Annotated in this window: 15 protein-coding genes; 11 read left to right on the forward strand and 4 right to left on the reverse strand. The window is 69.1% G+C overall.

What is annotated here, in order from left to right; all coding sequences use genetic code 11:
• Positions 1–376: 376 nt before the first annotated feature.
• Positions 377–2,248 (reverse strand): excinuclease ABC subunit UvrC, encoded by a 1,872-nt coding sequence (uvrC, locus tag PLE19_16870; GenBank protein ID HPD16629.1) that lies wholly within the window; start codon positions 2,246–2,248, stop codon positions 377–379.
• Between the two features lie 141 nt (positions 2,249–2,389).
• Between uvrC and PLE19_16875 the strand changes: the two genes are divergently transcribed.
• The gene (locus PLE19_16875) at positions 2,390–3,511 is read left to right on the forward strand and encodes an MFS transporter (protein HPD16630.1); all 1,122 of its coding nucleotides are present in this window, start codon (positions 2,390–2,392) and stop codon (positions 3,509–3,511) included.
• A 27-nt stretch (positions 3,512–3,538) separates the two neighbouring features.
• Here the strand turns inward: PLE19_16875 and PLE19_16880 are convergent, their stop codons facing one another.
• Positions 3,539–4,129 (reverse strand): hypothetical protein, encoded by a 591-nt coding sequence (locus PLE19_16880; GenBank protein HPD16631.1) that lies wholly within the window; start codon positions 4,127–4,129, stop codon positions 3,539–3,541.
• A gap of 117 nt (positions 4,130–4,246) precedes the next feature.
• On the opposite strand from PLE19_16880, the gene PLE19_16885 reads away from it, so the two are divergent.
• The 6 genes from PLE19_16885 to PLE19_16910 all read left to right on the forward strand — a co-directional run bounded on the left by PLE19_16885 (position 4,247) and on the right by PLE19_16910 (position 12,722).
• Positions 4,247–5,509, forward strand: a complete 1,263-nt coding sequence (locus PLE19_16885) for a 3-isopropylmalate dehydratase large subunit (protein ID HPD16632.1) — start codon at positions 4,247–4,249, stop codon at positions 5,507–5,509.
• Between the two features lie 49 nt (positions 5,510–5,558).
• A complete protein-coding gene (locus PLE19_16890; protein ID HPD16633.1) occupies positions 5,559–6,050 on the forward strand; it encodes a 3-isopropylmalate dehydratase small subunit in 492 nt (163 codons plus the stop codon).
• A gap of 12 nt (positions 6,051–6,062) precedes the next feature.
• On the forward strand, positions 6,063–6,296 hold the full coding sequence (locus PLE19_16895; GenBank protein HPD16634.1) for a zinc ribbon domain-containing protein: 234 nt from the start codon (positions 6,063–6,065) through the stop codon (positions 6,294–6,296).
• Positions 6,297–6,348: 52 nt separating this feature from the next.
• Positions 6,349–10,134 (forward strand): discoidin domain-containing protein, encoded by a 3,786-nt coding sequence (locus PLE19_16900; protein HPD16635.1) that lies wholly within the window; start codon positions 6,349–6,351, stop codon positions 10,132–10,134.
• A 115-nt stretch (positions 10,135–10,249) separates the two neighbouring features.
• Entirely contained in the window at positions 10,250–11,608 is a 1,359-nt protein-coding gene (locus PLE19_16905; GenBank protein HPD16636.1) for a TrpB-like pyridoxal phosphate-dependent enzyme, read from the forward strand.
• 55 nt (positions 11,609–11,663) lie between these two features.
• Complete coding sequence (locus PLE19_16910; protein HPD16637.1) at positions 11,664–12,722, forward strand: hypothetical protein; 1,059 nt, start codon at positions 11,664–11,666, stop codon at positions 12,720–12,722.
• 123 nt (positions 12,723–12,845) lie between these two features.
• On the opposite strand, the gene PLE19_16915 is transcribed toward PLE19_16910, so the two are convergent.
• Both PLE19_16915 and PLE19_16920 read right to left on the reverse strand, forming a co-directional pair.
• Positions 12,846–13,655 (reverse strand): redoxin family protein, encoded by an 810-nt coding sequence (locus tag PLE19_16915; protein HPD16638.1) that lies wholly within the window; start codon positions 13,653–13,655, stop codon positions 12,846–12,848.
• Between the two features lie 140 nt (positions 13,656–13,795).
• Entirely contained in the window at positions 13,796–14,857 is a 1,062-nt protein-coding gene (locus tag PLE19_16920; protein ID HPD16639.1) for a Gfo/Idh/MocA family oxidoreductase, read from the reverse strand.
• A 928-nt stretch (positions 14,858–15,785) separates the two neighbouring features.
• Here PLE19_16920 and PLE19_16925 point away from each other — a divergent pair.
• The 4 genes from PLE19_16925 (at position 15,786) to PLE19_16940 (ending at position 18,825) form a co-directional block, all read left to right on the forward strand.
• Entirely contained in the window at positions 15,786–16,370 is a 585-nt protein-coding gene (locus PLE19_16925) for an RNA polymerase sigma factor (protein ID HPD16640.1), read from the forward strand.
• 4 nt (positions 16,371–16,374) lie between these two features.
• The gene (locus tag PLE19_16930) at positions 16,375–16,887 is read left to right on the forward strand and encodes a zf-HC2 domain-containing protein (protein HPD16641.1); all 513 of its coding nucleotides are present in this window, start codon (positions 16,375–16,377) and stop codon (positions 16,885–16,887) included.
• Positions 16,862–17,377, forward strand: a complete 516-nt coding sequence (locus tag PLE19_16935; protein ID HPD16642.1) for a hypothetical protein — start codon at positions 16,862–16,864, stop codon at positions 17,375–17,377. Before PLE19_16930 ends, PLE19_16935 begins: the two co-directional genes overlap by 26 nt.
• A gap of 161 nt (positions 17,378–17,538) precedes the next feature.
• Positions 17,539–18,825, forward strand: a complete 1,287-nt coding sequence (locus PLE19_16940) for a Gfo/Idh/MocA family oxidoreductase (protein ID HPD16643.1) — start codon at positions 17,539–17,541, stop codon at positions 18,823–18,825.
• The last annotated feature ends 68 nt before the right edge of the window (positions 18,826–18,893 follow it).

Here is an 18,893-nt window from a genome sequence, read left to right on the forward strand (position 1 = left end):
GCCGACAGGGATTGGACCCTCACCTATACAAATGCTAGCGCCCGGCGCACGACATGTCAAGAGGAAAATCCAACTCCTCTGGGTTTGGCGCTCCTGACGTGGCCGCCATTGGGCAGCGTGGGGCCGGTGCCGCGGCGCCAGCGAGGGCCATCCCATAACCCTCAATGCCCCAATGCCTTACGCTCTCCGGCCATTCCCGCTCACATACTTGCTCATCGCGCAGATGAGCGAGTATGGCCGGAGCCGCGAGAATCGCCCATTCTCGCCCATCTACCCATGCTGTATCACTTTCCCCCTCACAGGGCTGATACAGCATGGACAGGCTCCTAGGATCGCCAGACCCTGAAGAGGCCAGCACTCCGAATCCGCCCGGGCGTCAGGTGGCTTGCGGCGAGGCGCCCTGGTCGTGGAACGCGGCGTGGATGATGGCCGCCTGCCTGGCCGAGATTCCCGGAACTTCGGCCAGTTCCCGCGGCGAGGCGGCGCGGATGGCCCGCACGCTGCCGAAATGGGCGACGAGTGCCCTCTTGCGGGCCGGGCCAACGCCCGGGATACGGTCCAGGACAGAGCCCAGGAAGGGCCGACGCCGAAGCTTGCGGTGGTAGGCGATGGCGAAGCGGTGGGCCTCGTCGCGGATGCGCTCGAGGAGGTGCAATTCCGCGGCATCGCGGGGCAGGACGATGGGCTCGGCGCGCCCCGGCACGAACACCCGCTCGTCGGTGGGCATCGGCGCGCGCCCGGCGCGCGAGGCGGGCCGCCTGTCGCGGCCCTTGGCGAGGGCGACGACGTCCACGCCGCCCACTGCCAGGTCGGCCATCACGGACTGCGCGACCGCGAGCTGCCCCTTTCCGCCGTCCACGATGATCAGGTCGGGCAGGTCCTGCTCGGCCACGCCGCGCTGGAGCCGGCGGAGCAGGACCTCGCGCATCATGGCATAGTCGTCGGCGCCCTGGACCGTCTTGATGCGGTACCGGCGATAGCGTGCCTTGTTGGGAGCGCCGTCGTCGAAGGTCACCTGCGAGCCCACGGCCTCGGCGCCTCCGATGTTCGAGATGTCGTAACACTCCATGCGGTGGGGGAGCTGGGCGAGGCCGAGGGCGGCCTGGAGCCCCTGGAGGAGACGCGAGCGGTCGCGCTCCGTGGCGTGCGCGGCCCGGAACGCGCTCTCGGCGTTGCGCATGGCCATGGCCACCAGGCGCGCCTTCTCGCCGCGCTGCGGGCAGTGGACCAGCACCGCGCCGCCGCGGCGGTCGGCGAGCCAGTCGGCGAGCGCCGGAGCGCCGGCCAGAACAACGGGAACCAGCACCTCGGGCGGGATGAAGCGGTTCGCGGCGTAGAAGCGCTGGAGGAACTCGGCGAAGGCATGAGCGGCGTCGTGGCCGCGCGTGGCGACGGCGTAGGTGGGCACGTCCTCGAGCCGGCCGCGGCGGACGAGAAGGGCCTGGACGAGCATCGCCTCGCCCTCCTGGTGGAAGCCGAAGACGTCCCGGTCAACGCGCGGAGAACCTGCGAGCGACTGGGCCTCGATCGTGCGTTGCACGGCGGCGAGCTGGTCGCGGTACCTGGCCGCGAGCTCGTACTCCTGCGCGGCCGCGGCCTGGCGCATCTTGGCGGCGAGGCGTTCCGCCAGCTCCTGGTTCCTGCCGCGAAGGAACATCTCCACCTCATCGAGCAGTTGCCCGTACGCGGCGGCGTCCACATACCCCACGCAGGGCGCCACGCAGCGGCCGATCTCGTGATAGAGGCAGGGCCGGGTGCGGCTCCGGAACACGGCCTCGGGGCACTTGCGGATGGGGAACACGGTGTTCACGATCCGCAAGGTCTCGCGCACCGCCGCCGCGGAGGCATAGGGGCCGAAATACGAGGCCCCGTCCTCCTGATACCGCCGCACCGTCTCCAGGCGTGGGAAGGGGTGGCGGCGGTCCAGGCGGATGCTGAGGAACGTCTTGTCGTCCTTGAGCTGGATGTTGAAGCGAGGCTTGAACTGCTTGATCAGGTTGTTCTCGAGGAGCAGCGCCTCCTTCTCGCTGGCGACCAACACCCAATCGAGGTCCGCCACCCTCGGCACCATGTGCTCGACGAAGACCCGATCGTCGCCCGACGCCTGGAAGTAGGACCGCACCCTGGCCCGGAGGTTCACGGCCTTGCCCACGTAGATCACCTTGCTGTGGCAGTCCTTCATCAGGTACACGCCGCAGGCCTCGGGCAGGACGGCGAGCTTCTCCTGGACCCTGGTCGGGAGCGACATGGCGCATTGCTCCTGTCGGGGGCGGGTGGTATGATGGGACCCCCGCGCGTCACCCTCATTATACTCCGGGTGGCGCCCTTCGCCCAAGAGGGGATGGCTGTGTCGCGCGCGACCGGCAGAGGCTGGCCCCGGACAGTGCTGATGGTGGCGAGCCACGCGCTGAGCGATTTCTATGCGACGATCTTCACGCCGCTGGTCGAGACGTTCCGGGCCGGCCTGGGCCTCAGCGTGGTGGGCGTGTCGGTGATCGGGGCGCTCCTGGGTATCTTCGGCTCCATGATGCAGCCCCTGATGGGCGTCTGGAGCGACCGGGCCGACCGCGGCCGTCTGGCGGCGGCAGGGCTGCTCGTGTCGGCGGTGTTCTTCGGCCTGATCGGCCTGGCGCCGAACGTGGCGGCCCTCGCCTTGCTGCTCGCGGCCGGCGCACTTGGGGTGGCCATGTTCCATCCCAGCGCGGCCGTGTTGACGGTGCGCGACGAGCGGCGGCGGAGCATGGCCATGGGGCTGTTCATGACGGGCGGGGGGGTGGGGCTGGCCCTGGCCCCCTGGGTGGCCACGCGCATCGTGGGGCACCTGGGCCTCGCCTGGCTGTGGCTGATCGCGCTGCCCGGCGCCGGCGTGGCGGCCTGGCTGTATCTGGCCATGCGCGACGACGCCCGCGGGACGGCGGCGGGGCGCTGGATGAACTGGCGCGCCCTGTTTGCGGCCGGCACGGGCGCCGCCTGGGCGCTCTTCGCGATGGCGCTGGCCCGGTCGCTCGCGATCACCGCCTTCGCCTTCTACGCCTCGGTGCTCGGCAAGGAGCGCGGCTGGGGCCTCGCCGCCTCCGGCGATGCGCTCTCGTGGTTCCTCGGGTGCGGGGTCGTCGGCAGCCTGGCCGGCGGGCATCTGGCCGACCGGACCGATCGCCGGCTCCTGATGGCCGCCTCGTGCCTCTTGGCCGCGCCGTTCTTCTTCGTGTACGCGTCGTCGCGGGGAGCCCTCTCGGTTCCTGCATTCGCGATGGCCGGCCTGGTGTACGCCGTCGCGAACCCCGTCAATGTGGCGTTCGCCCAGGAGCTCTACCCCCGGAACGCGAGCCTGATGAGCGGCGTGATGATGGGGATGGCGTGGGGCGTGGCGAACCTGCTGCTGATGGCCGTGGGGGCGGCAGCAGAGGCCTGGGGCGTGGAGCGCGCGCTCCAGGGCGTGTCGGTGCTCGCGGGGGGGGCCGCCGTGTTCCTGGCGTTCGTGCCGGCCCGAGCGGCCGGCGCCAGCGGGTAGCCGCACAGGGGAGGGCTCGGGCCGGCCTCAGGCGGGATTCCCGCCCGTCTCGAGCTGCTCTTCGGTGAAGAGCTCGGGTTGGCAGATGATGCTCATGTCCACGAGCTGGCGGATCACGCGGCGGGTGAGCGCCCGGCTGTCGGTGTAGAAGCCCACGTAACGCGGGTGCTTGCCCACGGCGGGCAGTTCCTCGGCCAGGAGCGTCATGTGGATGTCGCGGCTGATGTTCACGGTGATCCAGTTGTTCGCCAGGCGGCGCGCGTCGTCGGCGATGACGTGCACGTTCCGCGCCCAGGGCTCGATGGCCAGATCGGGCACCCCGATGACGTAGATGGTGCGGGCCACCGCGGCCAGCTTGTGGTAGTGGTCCAGGTGAGGCTCCAGCAGGCTCAGGCGGCGGAACACCGAGTAGAGCGTGCAGCGGCCCACGTCTGCGAAGCAGGCGTTCTCGATGCACCGGCTCATGAAGTTCAGCGTCGCTTCCGAGCTCGTGAAGTGGTACTCGCCGTTGAGCAGGTCGCCGTCGAGCCGCCCGAAGAGCGGGGCCGGGTCCCGATGATCGCGCAGTTGCTGGATGTCGAGAATCAGGTCGTGGAACGGGCTGACGGGCTCGGACACTCGCCATCACTCCTACCCAAGCGCGGCAAAGTCTAGCATTTGGGCATTTGCCTGTCAAGGTTGCTCACTCACGCCGTTTCTGGTATAAGAGGAAACAGGCCCAATGGAGTGATGGGTATGGGAATGACGATTACCGAGAAGATCATCGCCGCTCACGTGGGCAAGGACGTGGTGCGCCCCGGGGAGTTCCATTTCGTGCCGGTGGACGTGGTGATGGCGAACGACATCACGGCCCCCCTGGCCATCGAGTGCTTCGAGCGCACGGGGGCGACGCGGGTGTTCGACCCCGAGCGCATCATCCTGATCCCCGACCACTATGTGCCGAACAAGGACATCAAGGCCGCCGAGCAGGCGAAGGTCCTCCGCGCCTTCGCCCGCCAGCACAAGCTGCCCTTCTACTACGAGGTCGGCCGCGCCTGCGTGTGCCACAGCCTGGTGCCCGACGAGGGGCACTGCGTGGCGGGCGACGTGATGGTGGGGGCCGACTCGCACTCGTGCACCAACGGCGCCCTCGGCGCCTTCGCCACGGGCATGGGCTCGACCGACGTGGGCGTCATCTTCGCCCTCGGCCAGACGTGGCTCAAGGTGCCCCAGAGCCTCAAGTTCGTCTACCACGGCCAGCCGCGGAACCCGTGGGTGGGCGGCAAGGACTACATTCTCGCCACGATCGGCCGCATCGGCGTGGCGGGCGCGCTCTACTGCGCCATGGAGTTCACGGGCGAGGCCATCGAGGCCCTGCCCATGCACGGGCGCCTCACGATGTGCAACATGGCCATCGAGGCCGGCGGCAAGAGCGGCATCATCGCCTTCGACGACAAGACCGCCGCCTTCCTCGAAGGCCGCGCCCGCCGGCCCCCGCGCGTCTACGCCAGCGACCCCGACGCAGCCTACCGCGAGACGCACGAGTTCGACGTCACGAGCCTCGAGCCCCAGGTGGCCTGCCCCCACCTGCCGAGCAACGTGAAGCCCGTGAGCGAGCTGCGCCACGTGCGGATTGACCAGGCCTTCATCGGCTCGTGCACCAACGGCCGGTACGAGGACATCGCCCAGGCGGCCGCGGTGATCAAGGGACGCAAAGTGCACCGCGACGTGCGGCTCATCGTCATCCCGTCGTCGCTCGAGGGCTATCGCCGCTGCATCGCCGAGGGGCTGGACGAGGTGTTCGTGGAGGCGGGCGGCGTGTTCTCGACGCCCACGTGCGGCCCGTGCCTGGGCGGCCACATGGGCGTGCTGGCCGCGGGCGAAACCTGCGTCTCGACCACCAACCGCAACTTCGAGGGGCGCATGGGCCACCTCAAGAGCTTCGTCTACCTGGCGAATCCCGCGGTCGCCGCGGCCTCGGCCGTCCTCGGCCGCATCGGCTCGCCCGACGAACTGTGACATTCTCGATTGCCGATTTCCGATTGCCGATTGAGAAGAGCGAAGACCAATGGGCAGAGCGTTCAGGTTCGGCGATGACGTGAACACGGATGCGATCATCCCCGCTCCGTATCTCGTGACCACGGACCCCAAGGAGCTGGGCTCGCACGCGATGGAGGGCAGCGACCAGCCCGACTTTGCGAAGAGGGTGAGGCCGGGCGACGTGGTGGTGGCGGGCGAGAACTTCGGCTGCGGCTCGTCGCGCGAGCACGCCCCGGTCGCCCTCACGGGCGCGGGCGTGGCGTGCGTCGTCGCCAAGAGCTTCGCCCGCATCTTCTTCCGCAACGCCATCAACATCGGCCTCCCGCTGCTCGAGTGCCCCGAGGCGGCCGAAGCCATCGCCGCCGGCGACGAGGTGGAGGCCGACCTCGCGAGCGGCATCATCCGCGACCTCACGACCGGCCGCACCTTCCGCGCCGAGCCCATGCCCGACTTCATGCGGGCCATCTTCGATGCCGGCGGCCTGGTCGAGTTTGCCAAACGACGCCTCCGGAGTAAATAGGGAAGACACGCCATGCCGATCTACGACTACCAGTGCGACGCCTGCGGCCACGCCTTCGAGCGACAGCAGCGGATGAGCGAGGCACCTGTGAAGAAGTGCCCCGAGTGCGGCCGGCCCGTGCGGCGGGTGATCGGCGCCGTGGCCGGCATCGTACGCGGGGCCTCGACGCCCTGCGCCCGCGACGCCAGCCCCTGCCAGGAACTCGGCCGCTGCAACAAGCGCTCGTGCTCCATGCTCGAGGGCTGACCTCCCGCGGGTTCGAACCCGCGGGGAGGCCCAGCCTCGGAGGCCACGTGCGATGTGGCGAACAAGCCTAGCCTGCATCCTCCTGGCCGCCTCGCTTCGCGCGGCGCAGCCGACCCGCGAGCAGGTGGAGGCCGACTGGGCGAAGCAGGACGACTGCCGCCTCGCCGAAATCCTCAGGCCCGATCTCCTGCCCTTCCTCGCCGCCAAGCCCGGCCAGGCGGACCTGCCGCGCCTCGCCGTGCCCAGGTGCAGCGCGCCTCCCAAGCTGGACGGCGATCTGAGCGACCCATGCTGGGCCTCCGCCGCGCACGTGCCCGGCGCCGAACGGTTCCTCCTCTGTCACGATGGCCAACGCCTCTTCCTTGCCGCGTCCGTGCCCGCCTCGGCGCCTGCCTCTGACCCGACCGCTGAGGACGCCGCCGGCGCCGTGGACGGCGTGAAGGACGGCAAGTATGCGTTCCACACGGGTCAGGAGCCGAATCCCTGGTGGCAGGTGGACCTCGGCTCGCCCGTGGCCGTCGCCCGCATCGTGGTCTGGAACCGCCTCGACTACCAACCCGGCCTTCACAACGCGGACAACCTGCTGGTTCTGACCTCCGACGACGGCCAGAAGTGGACCCTTCGCCACGACAACAAAGGCAATCATTTCGGCGGCCTCGGCAGCAAGGAGCCGCCGCTCGAGGTGAAGCTTGAGGGCGTCAGGGCACGGTTCATCCGCCTTCAGATCAGGAGCGACGCGCCCATCTACTTCCATCTCGACGAGGTCGAGGTCTACGGCCCCGACGACGCGGCGAAGAACCTCGCGCTCAAGCGGCCTGCGAGCCAGAGCAGCCTGAGCCAGTGGTCGCGCGGCGCGAAGCAGGCAGGCTTCGCCGGCCTGTGCGCGGTGGGCAAGCACCGGGTCACGCTGGCCGGCGACGCCGTGGCGCTGAACGGCGCGCCCGTGCCCGCGGGGCAGGGGAGTGTCGCGCGAAGGGACGGCGCGGCCTCGGTCGAACTCGCCGTGCCCCTCTCCGAGGCGGGGGGCACGTTCGCCCACGCAGGCGGACAGGTGGCGCTGGTTGTCGGCGGCGACTGGCAGCTTGTCTGGCACGAACTGCCCCACCTCGGCTTCGGCAGGAACCGCGTCCACATCGAAATCCGTTCCGCCGCGCCGCTCACCCCGCCGGTCGAGGTCACCGCTGAAGTGCTCGTCCTCGAGCGTGACCAGCTTCAGCGCCGAACCTTCCTGAGCCGCAAGCTCGACGGCCCGTGGGCGGGCCCCGTGGAGTTCGAGGTCGCGAGCGAAGGCCCCGCCGCCATCGTCCTCACCGCGAGCCAGGCCGGCATCCGCCTCCACGAAGGCAAGGCTTTCTTCGTCCACCCAGTCAAGGAAGTCCTTGCCCGCACCCAGCGGCTCCTGGCCGATTCCGGCGCCGCTGCGCCTTCAGGCCTGGCCGAGGTCCACACGCGCGCCGAGGCCCTCGCCGCCCAGGAGAGGGAGAAGGGCTGCGACCCCGCCGCGCGCCTCGCTCTCTATCGCGAGGCCCGATGGCTCGCCCGCGAGGCCGCGATGAGGTCCGCACTCGACTTCGACAAGCTGCTGTTCATCAAGCGCTTCACCCAGGAGAGCTACCCCGATGTGTGCCTGAACCACATGCCCTGGGTCTCGCGGCCCGGCGGCGACATCTGCGTCCTCGACCTCAAGACCGGCGAGGTGCGGAACCTGCTCAACGGCCGGCTCGGGCCGGGACACGTCCACGGCATGGACCTCTGGTATGGCGGCGACCGCGTGGTGTTCGGCTACGCCAAGGCCAGGAGCGACCAGCCGCCGCCAGGCTGGCTCAACCGCGCGACCAGCTTCGACCTCCGCCGCTCCGAGGAGCCGACCCACATTTTCGAGATCGGCATTGACGGCACGGGCCTCCGCCAGCTCACCCAGGGCGAGTGGAGCGACCTCGACCCCTGCTATCTGCCCAGCGGCGACATCGTCTTCGTCTCCGAGCGCTGCGGCTACTCGCTCCAGTGCAACGAACTGGACAAGGACGAGACCTCGTGCAACCTCTACGTGATGCGGCCCGACGGCTCGGGCATCCGCCGCCTCACCGTGACCAAGGACGGCGATTACCTGCCCCACGTGCTCGCCGACGGCACGATCGGCTACACCCGCTGGGAATACCACGAGCGCGGCTGGGCGCACATTCAGTCGCTCTGGTACGTGCGGCCCGACGGCACGGGGGCCGACGCGCTGTTCAAGCAGCACTTCAATGAGCCGTGGGCCGTCGAGGAATGCCGCTCGGTCCCCGGCTCGCACAAGCTCGTGGGCATCGCCACGGGGCATCACACGCTGCCCGCCGGCCCCGTCATCCTCATCGAGCCGCAGGCCGGCATGAACGACCCGAATGGCATTCACATCGTCACCCCGGGCGTGCGGCCGCCAGAGGGCGGCATGTCGGGCAATCCTGTGCCGGGGGGCGGGGTGCGCGGCGTGGGCGGCCTCTACATGACCCCCTGGCCCCTCTCCGAGGCCCACTTCCTCGCGTCGTACACCTACGGCAAGGAGACGGATGCCACGGGCTACGCGCTCTATCTGATCGGGGTGGATGGCACGAAGGAACTGGTCTACCGCGACCCGGCGATCTCGTGCTCGATCCCGATTCCGCTGCGGCCGCGCCAGAAGCCGCCGATCCTGCCCGACAACACGGACCCCGCGAAGCCCTACGCCGTGTGCGCCGTGAACGACGTGGCCCTGGGCGTGGACGGCGTGGACCCCACAGCCATTCGCTACATCCGCATCGCCGAGCCGCTCGGCTGGCCCTACTGCAACACCTATGGCGGGCAGCGCTACGAGCCCGACGTGAAGGGCGTGATGATCAACTGGAACCCCGTGCGCATCCTGGGCACCGTGCCGGTCGAGAGCGACGGCTCGGCCTTCTTCCAGGTGCCGGTGGACACGGCGGTCTACTTCCAGCTCCTCGACGAGAATCACATGGAGCTGCGGCGGATGCGCTCGTTCATCAGCTTCCAGAGCGGCGAGCAGCGCTCGTGCACGGGCTGCCACCACACCTGGGAGAAGGCGCCGCCGCCCACACCCACGCCGCTCGCCATGCGCCGCGACCCTGTAGTGCCCACCCCGCCGCCATGGGGCGCCGACAAGCCGATCAGCTTCCTGCGCGATGTGCAGCCCGTCTTCGACCGACACTGCGTCGCCTGCCACGCCGGGCTCAAGCCCGCGGGCGGCCTCGACTTCTCGGGCGGCCTCACCCCCCGCCACAACCGCGCCTACGACACCATTCTCGCCGCCAAGCTGATCTCACGCTCCAACGTGGGCGACGACGCCAAGGTCACGCCGCCCCTGGCCTTCGGCTCCCACAAGAGCCACCTCATCGCCGTCCTGCGCAGGGCCCCGCACACCGAACGCGTGAAACTGCCGCAGGACGACTGGCTGCGTCTGGTCACCTGGATTGACGCCAACGGCCCGTACCACGATGGCTTCATCAACAAGCGCCAGCCCGAACCGCCGTACGACCTGGCGGCCGACCGCACACTGGCCGACCAGATCGCCACGGTCCACGCGAAGCGCTGCGGCGCCTGCCACGCACCCGCCCAGGTGTCGCGCCTCGACTGGGTGGCGCTCCGCCAGCCCGCCGCCAGCCTCTTCCTCACCGCGCCCCTGGCCAGGGAGGCCGGCGGAACCGCGAAGTGCAAGGACGCGGTGTACCGCGACACGAGCGACCCCGACTACAAGGCGGTGCGCGAACTCGTCGAAGCGGCGGCGCGCCGGGCCTGGGCGCTCCCGCGCCGCGACCTCAGGGCATTGCAGGCGCAAGAGGCGCATGCCGCGCGCCCCGCTCCCTGAGGCGTGCCGGCGAGGAGGGGCCGGCGCCCGCTCTGGCTGTGCCGCTTGACTTTTGGTGCCAAATCCCCAGAATACACCCAAAGCCAGCCCCGACTTCACACAGGAGGTGAGAGCCTTGGCGGACGAAACGAAGGTGCTGCTCAGCGAAAAGGACATGCCCACGGCATGGTATAACATCATGGCGGACGCGCCCGAGTCGCCAGCGCCCCCCCTGAACCCCGCCACGAAGCAGCCCATTGACCCCTCCGCGCTCGCCCGCATCTTCCCGATGGGTCTCATCGAGCAAGAGGCGAGCCCGAAGCGGTGGATTGACATCCCCGGCGAGGTGCTCGACATCTACCGCCTGTGGCGGCCCTCGCCCCTGCACCGGGCCCGGCGCCTCGAGAAGGCCCTGAACACCCCCGCCCGCATCTACTTCAAGAACGAAAGCGTGAGCCCGGCCGGCAGCCACAAGCCCAACACCGCCGTAGCCCAGGCCTACTACAACAAGAAAGAAGGCATCCGCCGCCTCTCGACCGAGACCGGCGCCGGCCAGTGGGGCAGCGCGCTCTCGTTCGCCTGCAACCTCTTCGGCCTCGAGTGCCTCGTCTACATGGTGAAGATCAGCTACGAGCAGAAGCCCTACCGCAAGCTGATGATGCAGACCTGGGGCGCGACGATCTTCCCCAGCCCCAGCAACACCACGAACGCCGGCCGCGCCATTCTCGCGGCGGACCCCGACTGCCCCGGCAGCCTGGGCATGGCCATCAGTGAGGCCATCGAGGTGGCCGCCACCAACGACGACACGAATTACTCGCTCGGCAGCGTGCTCAACCACGTGCTGCTGCATCAGACCGTCGTCGGCCTCGAGACCAAGAAGCAGCTCGAACGGGCAGGCGACTCTGCGGACATCCTGATCGGCTGCGTGGGCGGGGGCAGCAACTTCGCCGGCCTCGCCTTCCCCTTCTACCCCGACAAGGCCGCGGGCAAGGCGATCCGCATGGTGGCCGTCGAGCCCAAGGCCTGCCCCACCATCACGCGCGGCAGCTACCGCTACGACTTCGGCGACACGGCCAAAACCACGCCGCTGCTCAAGATGCACACGCTCGGCCACGGCTTCGTGCCGCCCAGAATCCACGCCGGCGGCCTGCGCTACCACGGCATGGCGCCGCTCGTGAGCCTCATGGTCAAGGCCAAGCAGGTCGAGGCCGTCGCCGTCCACCAGAACGCCGCCTTCGATGCCGCCGTGCTCTTCGCGCGCACCGAGGGCATCATCCCCGCCCCCGAGACATCGCACGCGATCCGCGTGGCCATTGACGAGGCCATTCGGTGCCGAGAGGCCGGCCAGTCGAAGGCCATCGTGTTCAACTTCAGCGGGCACGGCCACTTCGACCTCGCGTCCTACGAGCAGTACTTCGCCAAGAAGCTCGAGGACTTCGAGTACCCCGAGCACGAAATCGAGGAGGCGATGAAGGACGTTCCCGTGGTCGAGTGACCCTTTCGGGGCGCGTCGGGCGGAGCCGCAACACTCTTGTGAGGGGGCGTGCAAGATGAAGCGGAGCATGGCGCTCAGGCTGTTGCTGGCGGCGGCGCTGGGGGCAGGGGCGGCGCGGCTCGCCATCGCGGGCGCGCCCAATGCCAGCCTGGCGGGGGCCACACGGGGCACGCTCGACATCGTGCTGCCATACTACCCCCCCTCGGCCCGGGCGCTCGGCCTCGGCCGCGCCACCGTGGCGCTCGAGGGGGTAGACTCCCACAACCCCGCCGCACTCGGCTTCTTCAAGGGCATTGACCTCTCCGCCAGCTATGGCAACCTGGACTTCCGCCGCGGCCCCGACCTCGATATCTACAACTCCAGCGTCGTCATCCCCACCCCGATGCTGGGCGGCTCCACGAAGCTCATGGGCTTCTACCTGCACACGCGGGACCGTGACCCCTCGAAGATGATGGGCGCCAACACCGAGCTCTGGGGCCAGCAGATCGGCATCGCCTCAGGCGTCCAGGTGCCCATTCCCGACGGCTTCGGCAAGCTGGCCCTCGGCTTCGCGGGCTACCCGAACGACCCGTCGGAAGTCACCCTGACCATGCCCGACGGCATGGGCGGCACGACCCGCGTGGCGCACGGCCGAGGCCAGTCGCAGATCGGCAGCATCCGCCTCGGCGCACTCTACAAGCCCACCGACGAGGCGTCCATCGGCGCCGAGTTCACCCACATCAAGGACAAGCTCCACGCCACCTACCTTGGCGTGCCCGGGCGCTTCGAGAGCAACTACCACGTCAACTTGCTCACCCTCGGCGCCGCCTACCGCGTTCTCAAGTCCACCACCCTCATGGTCCAGTACACCACGGGCGCAGCGCACGGGCAGGGAGTGGACGCCCATTACGCCATTGACAGCGCCGGCGTCGAACACCAGATCAAGGTCGCCAAAGACGTGACGATCTCGCTGCGCGGCGGCTGGTACGACAACGGCCCCACCTGTGGCGTGGGCACCACGCTGCCGGGCCAGTGCCGCATAGACTACGGCTACATGCACGACTATGGCGAAGGGGCCAAGAAGGCGTTCGGGCACGGCCCCCTGCACCTGTTCACGGTGGGCAAGACCTTCTGAGAGCGCGCGCGATGCAGCGCGGCGTGGGCGCGGCGGAGCAACCCTTGCCTGCTGCGCCCACTGCTTTGGGCGCGAGAGGCCATCCTGCGGTGGGGAGATGCCCGCCGCGCAGGCGGAGGGCTGTCAGAACTTCGCCGCGGGGTCCTCGCGGCGGCGCTCGAGTTCCTTCTTGTAGAAATCAGCCGCCGCCTTGAGCTCGGTTTCGTCGTCGCCTGTCGCGAGCTTCGCGGCGGCGAGGGCCGCCTCCACGGCAGTGGGCAGGTGCCCCATCTCATAGTGCACGCGCGCCAGGACGCCCAGCGCCTTGGCATCCTTGCGGCCCGAGGCCTCATAAGCCTTGCGGGCCAGGGCGAGCGCCTTGGGCAGGTCGCGCTGCGACAGGTCGGCCCCCGTGCTCAGCTCCAGGGCGGCCTCGAGCGGGTCGTCGCTCACGGCGCCGCCGCCCTCGGCGGCCAGCTTGGCCAGCACGTCGTCCAGCCCCGCCATCGGGTGCCCTTGCCAGGCCACCTTGCCCTTGCGGTCAATCACGAAAGCGTGCGGGATGCCCGATACGCCCTTCATGTAGACACCGCCCGTGGAGCCCGTGTCAATGCCCACATGGTACTTCATCGGCACAGTCTTCATGAAGTCGGTGACCGTGCTCTCCTGTTCCTGCGTGATGCCGCAGATGACCACGCCCTTCTTCTCATAGGTCTCGTGGAGCTTGTTGAGGTGGGGGATGGACTGACGGCAGGGCGGGCACCAGGTGGCCCAGAACTCGACGACCACGACTTTGCCCTTCGCGCTGGCGGCGGTGACGGGCGTGTTGGAAACCCACTTCTTGACGCTGATGGGGGGCATGGGGTCGCCCACGTCCAGCGCCTGGGCGACCGATGGGGCCAGCAGCGCTAGCATCACTGCGAGCACGACGCAACGCATCACACGAGGCATCATCTGACGAGCCCTCCTTTGAGCGGGTCATAGGACTCTCCAGCCCTTCCCACTCATATAGCACTTCCGGGGGCGGAGATCAATCGGATTCGTGCGAGTCGGACGAGTCTAACCGGCCTGATGGGTCGGACCGGGCCGACCGATCACCGAAGCCGCACCAGTTGCCCCGTCCTGCCGGATTCGTAGATTGCCCAGAGAAGGTCGGAGATTCTCCTGCCCTCCCGGCCGTCGAGGGCAAAGCGACGGCCCGCGAGCAGGCACCCCACAAAGTCGCGCAGGATGCGCTCGTGGCCGGGGCCGTAGCGCCCGCGCTCGTCGGGCGTCTCGCGCAACTCGTCAATGGCCGTGACTGCCGCGCGGTCCGGCGCGCCGTCGGCGAAGTCCCACTCGACGATGCGGTTGTTGAGCAGCACGGCCTTGCCGTGGGTGCCCGTGACCTCGAGGCGCTGGGACCAGAAGGTGTGGGCCGCCGTGGTTGCCACGACGGTGCCCAGGGCGCCGCTGGCGAACTCGATGGCCGCGGCCGCCGTGTCCTCGACCTCGATGGCATGCACGAGCGTGGCCATCCTCGCCTGCACCGAGGCCGCCGGCCCCATCAGCCAGAGCATCAGGTCCATGGTGTGAATGGCCTGGGTGGTGAGCGCGCCCCCGCCCTCGGTGGCCCAGCGGCCGTGCCAGTCGCCAGGGGCGTAGTAGTCGGGCGACTTGCGGTTCTGGAACGTAATGCCCGCCTGGAGGAGGCGCCCGAAGCGCCCGTGGTCCACGGCCTTGCGGAGCGCCCGCGAGGCCAGGTTATAGCGGTTCTGGTAGCAGACGCCCAGGCGCACGCCCGCGCGGTCGCAGGCGGCGATGATGCGGTCGGCGTCGGCGGGCGTCGTGGCGATGGGCTTCTCGCAGAAGACGTGGATGCCCGCCTCCGCGGCTGCGATGGCCGCGTCCGCATGGAGGTGATGGGGCAGGCAGAGCGACACCGCGTCGACTCCCCCGGAACAGAACAGATCGCGATAGTCGGTCGCGTAGCGCCCGGCTCCGAAGCGCTCGGCGGCGGCGCGTGCACGCTCCTCCACGATGTCGCACGTGGCGGCCAGGCGCACCTCGGGCATGGCCGCCAGGGCAGCGAGATGCAGGGGGGCTATGCGCCCGCACCCTACCACGGCGTAACGAAGAGGCCTGTTCAGGGGAGAGTCCTCCGAGCAATTGCCCATGTCTCACTCAGTTCTAAGGTTATAGCCGACGCGACTGGTGAAGTCAAGCTCCGGCCCGCGATCGCCTTACCCGTCCGCGAGCGGGGGCTGGCCGGCATGCCGAACGGCCCGTATCCAATGGCGTGGTTAACCTTGCTACGACAAGGCCACCTTCCCCGCCCCCGGCCGCAGGAAGGTGTCATCCTGAGGGTAGGTCGCAGAATCTCTGGACTCATCAGGGTTTGGCGATCCTCAATGTAGCCGCCAGTAAGGAGCGTGGGAGCGGTGCGGCGGCGCCGGCGGGGGCCGCATCATAACCCTCTATGCCCCAACGCCTTACGCCCTCCGGCCATTCCCGCCCCCATACTTGCTCATCGCGCGGATGAGCGAGTATGGCCGGAGCTGCGAGAATCGCCCATTCTCCCCCATCTACCCATGCTGTATCACTTCCCTCCTCACAGGGTTGATACAGCATGGACAGGCGGTGCCCGCCAGCCGCTCGGCAGAGCCCTCCCGAGGAACCGCCAGGCCCGCCAGGAACCGGCATGCTCAGGCCCTGCACCAGCTCAGTCGAGCCAGGATCGCCAGACCCTGAGGAGCCAATCTTCGGCTTGCGTCCGGGCACGGAGTCAAGCCACCGACTGCGGGCGCAACCCGCGAGAGACTCTTCGCTCCGCCCGCCGGAACGGGGGCTTCACTCGGAATGACATGGTGTCGTGGCTTATCTCCCGTGTGGACAAGAGGTTACGTCACGCACGCCAAGGGAATGTAGCATTGTCGTGCTAAACGCTTGGCATGATGTAGGTTACAGCTTGACATACCGCCCGGCTCAGACGGGGCAATGGTTCGCCTTGACCGCGACGTGCGCGAGGGCTATAATCCGCGGCGATTCTGCTTCGCAGTCTGAATACCTGGACGCCTGGTGCGTCCAACTAAGTGGGAAGACTGCATGAGTGCGGGCGCGAGCCATGTTTCGGACGAGGAACTGGTCGAGCGGTCTTTGGCAGGCGGTGGCGACGCTTTTGCGGTGCTCTACGAGCGGCACCGCGAGCGGGTGTTTCGCATCGCGTACCGCCTCGTCCGGAACCAGGCCGACGCCATGGATCTTTGCCAGGACGTGTTTGTGAAGGTCTTCGACGCCCTGCCGGCCTTCAAGGGGCAGGCGAAGTTCACCACCTGGCTCACCCGCGTGGCCTGGAACACGTGTGTGGACCACCTGCGCCAGGCGAAGGTGCGGCAGGCGGGCGAACTCGATGAGGGGGCGGTGAGCAGCGACCTGCGGGTGCCGGAACGCAGCGGCCCGCCGTCGCCCAGCGAGGGCCTCGAGCGCGAGGAATTGGGCGTGGCCATCGAGGCGGCGCTCGCGCAGCTCTCGCCCGAGCACCGCCAGGTGTTCCTGCTCCACGCCGCCGAGGGCCTGAAGTACGAGGAGATCGCCGAGGTGGCGGGATGCCCGATGGGCACCGTGATGTCCCGCCTGCACTACGCCCGGAAACGCCTGCGCGGCCTGCTACACTGGCTCGCAAAGGACTAGCGCGATGAACCGATGCCCGCCCGAGGAACGACTGGGGGCCTATGCGGACGGCGAGCTCGATGCCGCCGAGGCCGCGGCTGTCGAGGCTCATCTGGCCGCCTGCGACGCCTGCGCGCGCGAGGCCGCTGCCATTCGCGCGCTCGACCGCCTGGTGGCGGAGTTGCCGACGCCGGCCGTCTCGCCGGCCGAGTGGCGCAGCGCCTGGGCTGGCATCGCCGCCCGGATTGCGCCGGGCCATCGTGTCGCGCAACGCTCGCCGTGGCGGCGTGTGGCCGTGTTCGCGGCAGCGGCCGCCGCGTGCGTGGCCATCGCTGGAGGCGTTGTCGCCCTTCGACCGCGCCCAGCGGCCCGGCCGGCCGAACCCGCGCGGGAATGCATCGTCGAGGATATCGAGGCGGGCGCCGGCTTCGCCGCCTCCGTGTCGTACTCTGCCGACTCAGACGTCACGCTGATCACGGTCTGCCCCGTCTCCTCCTCGGAGGCCCCTGCGCATGCGCCGAACGGCAGTGCTCTCTAGAGTGGCCGCCGTGTGTTTCGCCGGCCTTGCGGCCTGCGGGCCCGTGGGGGGGGGCGAATCCGAGCCCGGGAGCAAACCCGAGATAGAGCTTCACGTGGTGGTCATCGAGGCGACCGGGCGGGCCGCCGGCCCCGAGTTCGACCCCCGCACTCCGCGCGACATCCGCAAGCAGCTCGAGGGCCTCAACCTCGCCTACGCGAAGTACACCCTCGTCAGCGACGAGCGCAAGGCCACACGCTTCGGCACCGAGGCCCTGTTCGCCCTTCCCGAGAAGGAGTCCCTGGCCATCAGGCCGAGCGCCGACGAGGCCCGCCCCGACCGCGTACGCTTGGGCTGCCGCGTGCTCGACGAGGGCCGCAAGCCAATCCTCGTGAGCCCGATGCGCGTCTCGTACGACAAGACCTTCTTCCTCCAGCGCCTCAAGGGCGCCACCGGCATCCTCATGGGCGTCTCGGCCCGTAAGGCGGGCGAGGCCCCGCCCAAGCCGTGAGGCCGTGGTGGCCCTGTTCGCTGCCCCGCGGGCTTTCCACCGGCACGGCCCGACGCGGCACGTCCCCTTCCGCGCTTGACGAGCGGAGGCAAACGGCCTAACATCCTGGACCGCAGGACACGCAGGCGGACGCTCACCACCCCTTGTCGAGGGCATAGGCGATGAACCGACGCAGATTTCTCACGAGGACGGCCGCGGGCCTGGGGGCCCTGGTGGTGCCCCGATGGTCCCTCGCCGCGCCGCCCAGCGAGCAGATCGTCACCGGCCACATCGGCGTCGGCGGCATGGGCAGCGGGCACGTGGACTGGTTCCTTGGCTCCCCGCAGGCGCGCGTCATCGCCATCTGCGACGTGGACGAGGCCAACGCCAGGAGAAACGTGCAGAAGGTCCACGACCGCTACAAGAACACCGAGTGCACGGGCTACCGCGACTTCCGCCAGGTGCTCGACCGCACGGACATTGACGCCATCTCGACCGCCACGCCCGACCACTGGCGCGCGATGATCGTCACCCACGCCTTCATGGCCGGCAAGGACGTCTATGCCGAGAAGCCCCTGTGCCACAACTACCTCGAGGCCCAGGCCATGCTGCGCCTCGGCGCCCGCTACAAGCGCGTCTACCAGCTCGGCACCCAGATCCACGCCGGCGAAAACTACCACCGCGTCGTGGAACTCGTCCGCTCCGGCATCCTCGGCAAAATCCACACCCTCCGCGTCTGGAGCAGCGGCGGGGTGGGGCGCATTGACCGCACGCCGAACGCCCAGGTGCCGCCTGGCCTCGACTACGACTTCTGGCTCGGCCCAGCCCCCTGGCGCCCATACGACCCAGGACACGTCCACTTCCGCTTCCGCTCCTTCCTCGACTTCTCCTGCGGCCACTACGCCGACTTCTGGTGCCACATCTCCGACATCGGGTTCTGGGCCGCCGACATCAAGACCACGCCCAAGACCATCACCGCACGCGGCGAACTCCAGAAGGAAGGCATCGCCGACGCCCCCCGCACGATTGACGTTGACCTCGAGTTCCCCGACGGCCTGAAATACTACTGGACCAGCTCCACCCCGCCCACCCCCGAGAACTGTGGCTGGGGCATGGCCTGCACCTTCTACGGCACCGACGGCTGGCTCACCTGCAACTACGGCGAGCGCTGGCTCTCCATCGGCGGCAATGAGAGGGTCAAGGACGTTGATTCCATCCCCAAGTGGCTCCCGCGGTCGCCCGGCCACCACGTGGACTTCCTCAACTGCATCAAGACCCGCGGCCTGACCGAGAGCAACCTGCCCTATGCAGTCAACATGACCACCCCGATGTTCTTCGGCCGCATCAGCCTGCTCCTGGGCGGCCGCACCCTGCACTGGGACGAGACGAAGAAGCAGTTCACCGGCGACGACGAGGCCAACCGCCTCCTCGGCCGCGTCTATCGCCAGCCGTGGACGCTGCCGGCGTGAAGCATTGCGGCGCAACCCCTGACCCTGCCCGCGGTGATGTGGGAAAACCGCCGCGGGGCCGGGCCTGC

This window comes from Planctomycetota bacterium, assembly GCA_035384565.1.
Taxonomy (GTDB): Bacteria; Planctomycetota; PUPC01; order DSUN01; family DSUN01; genus DAOOIT01.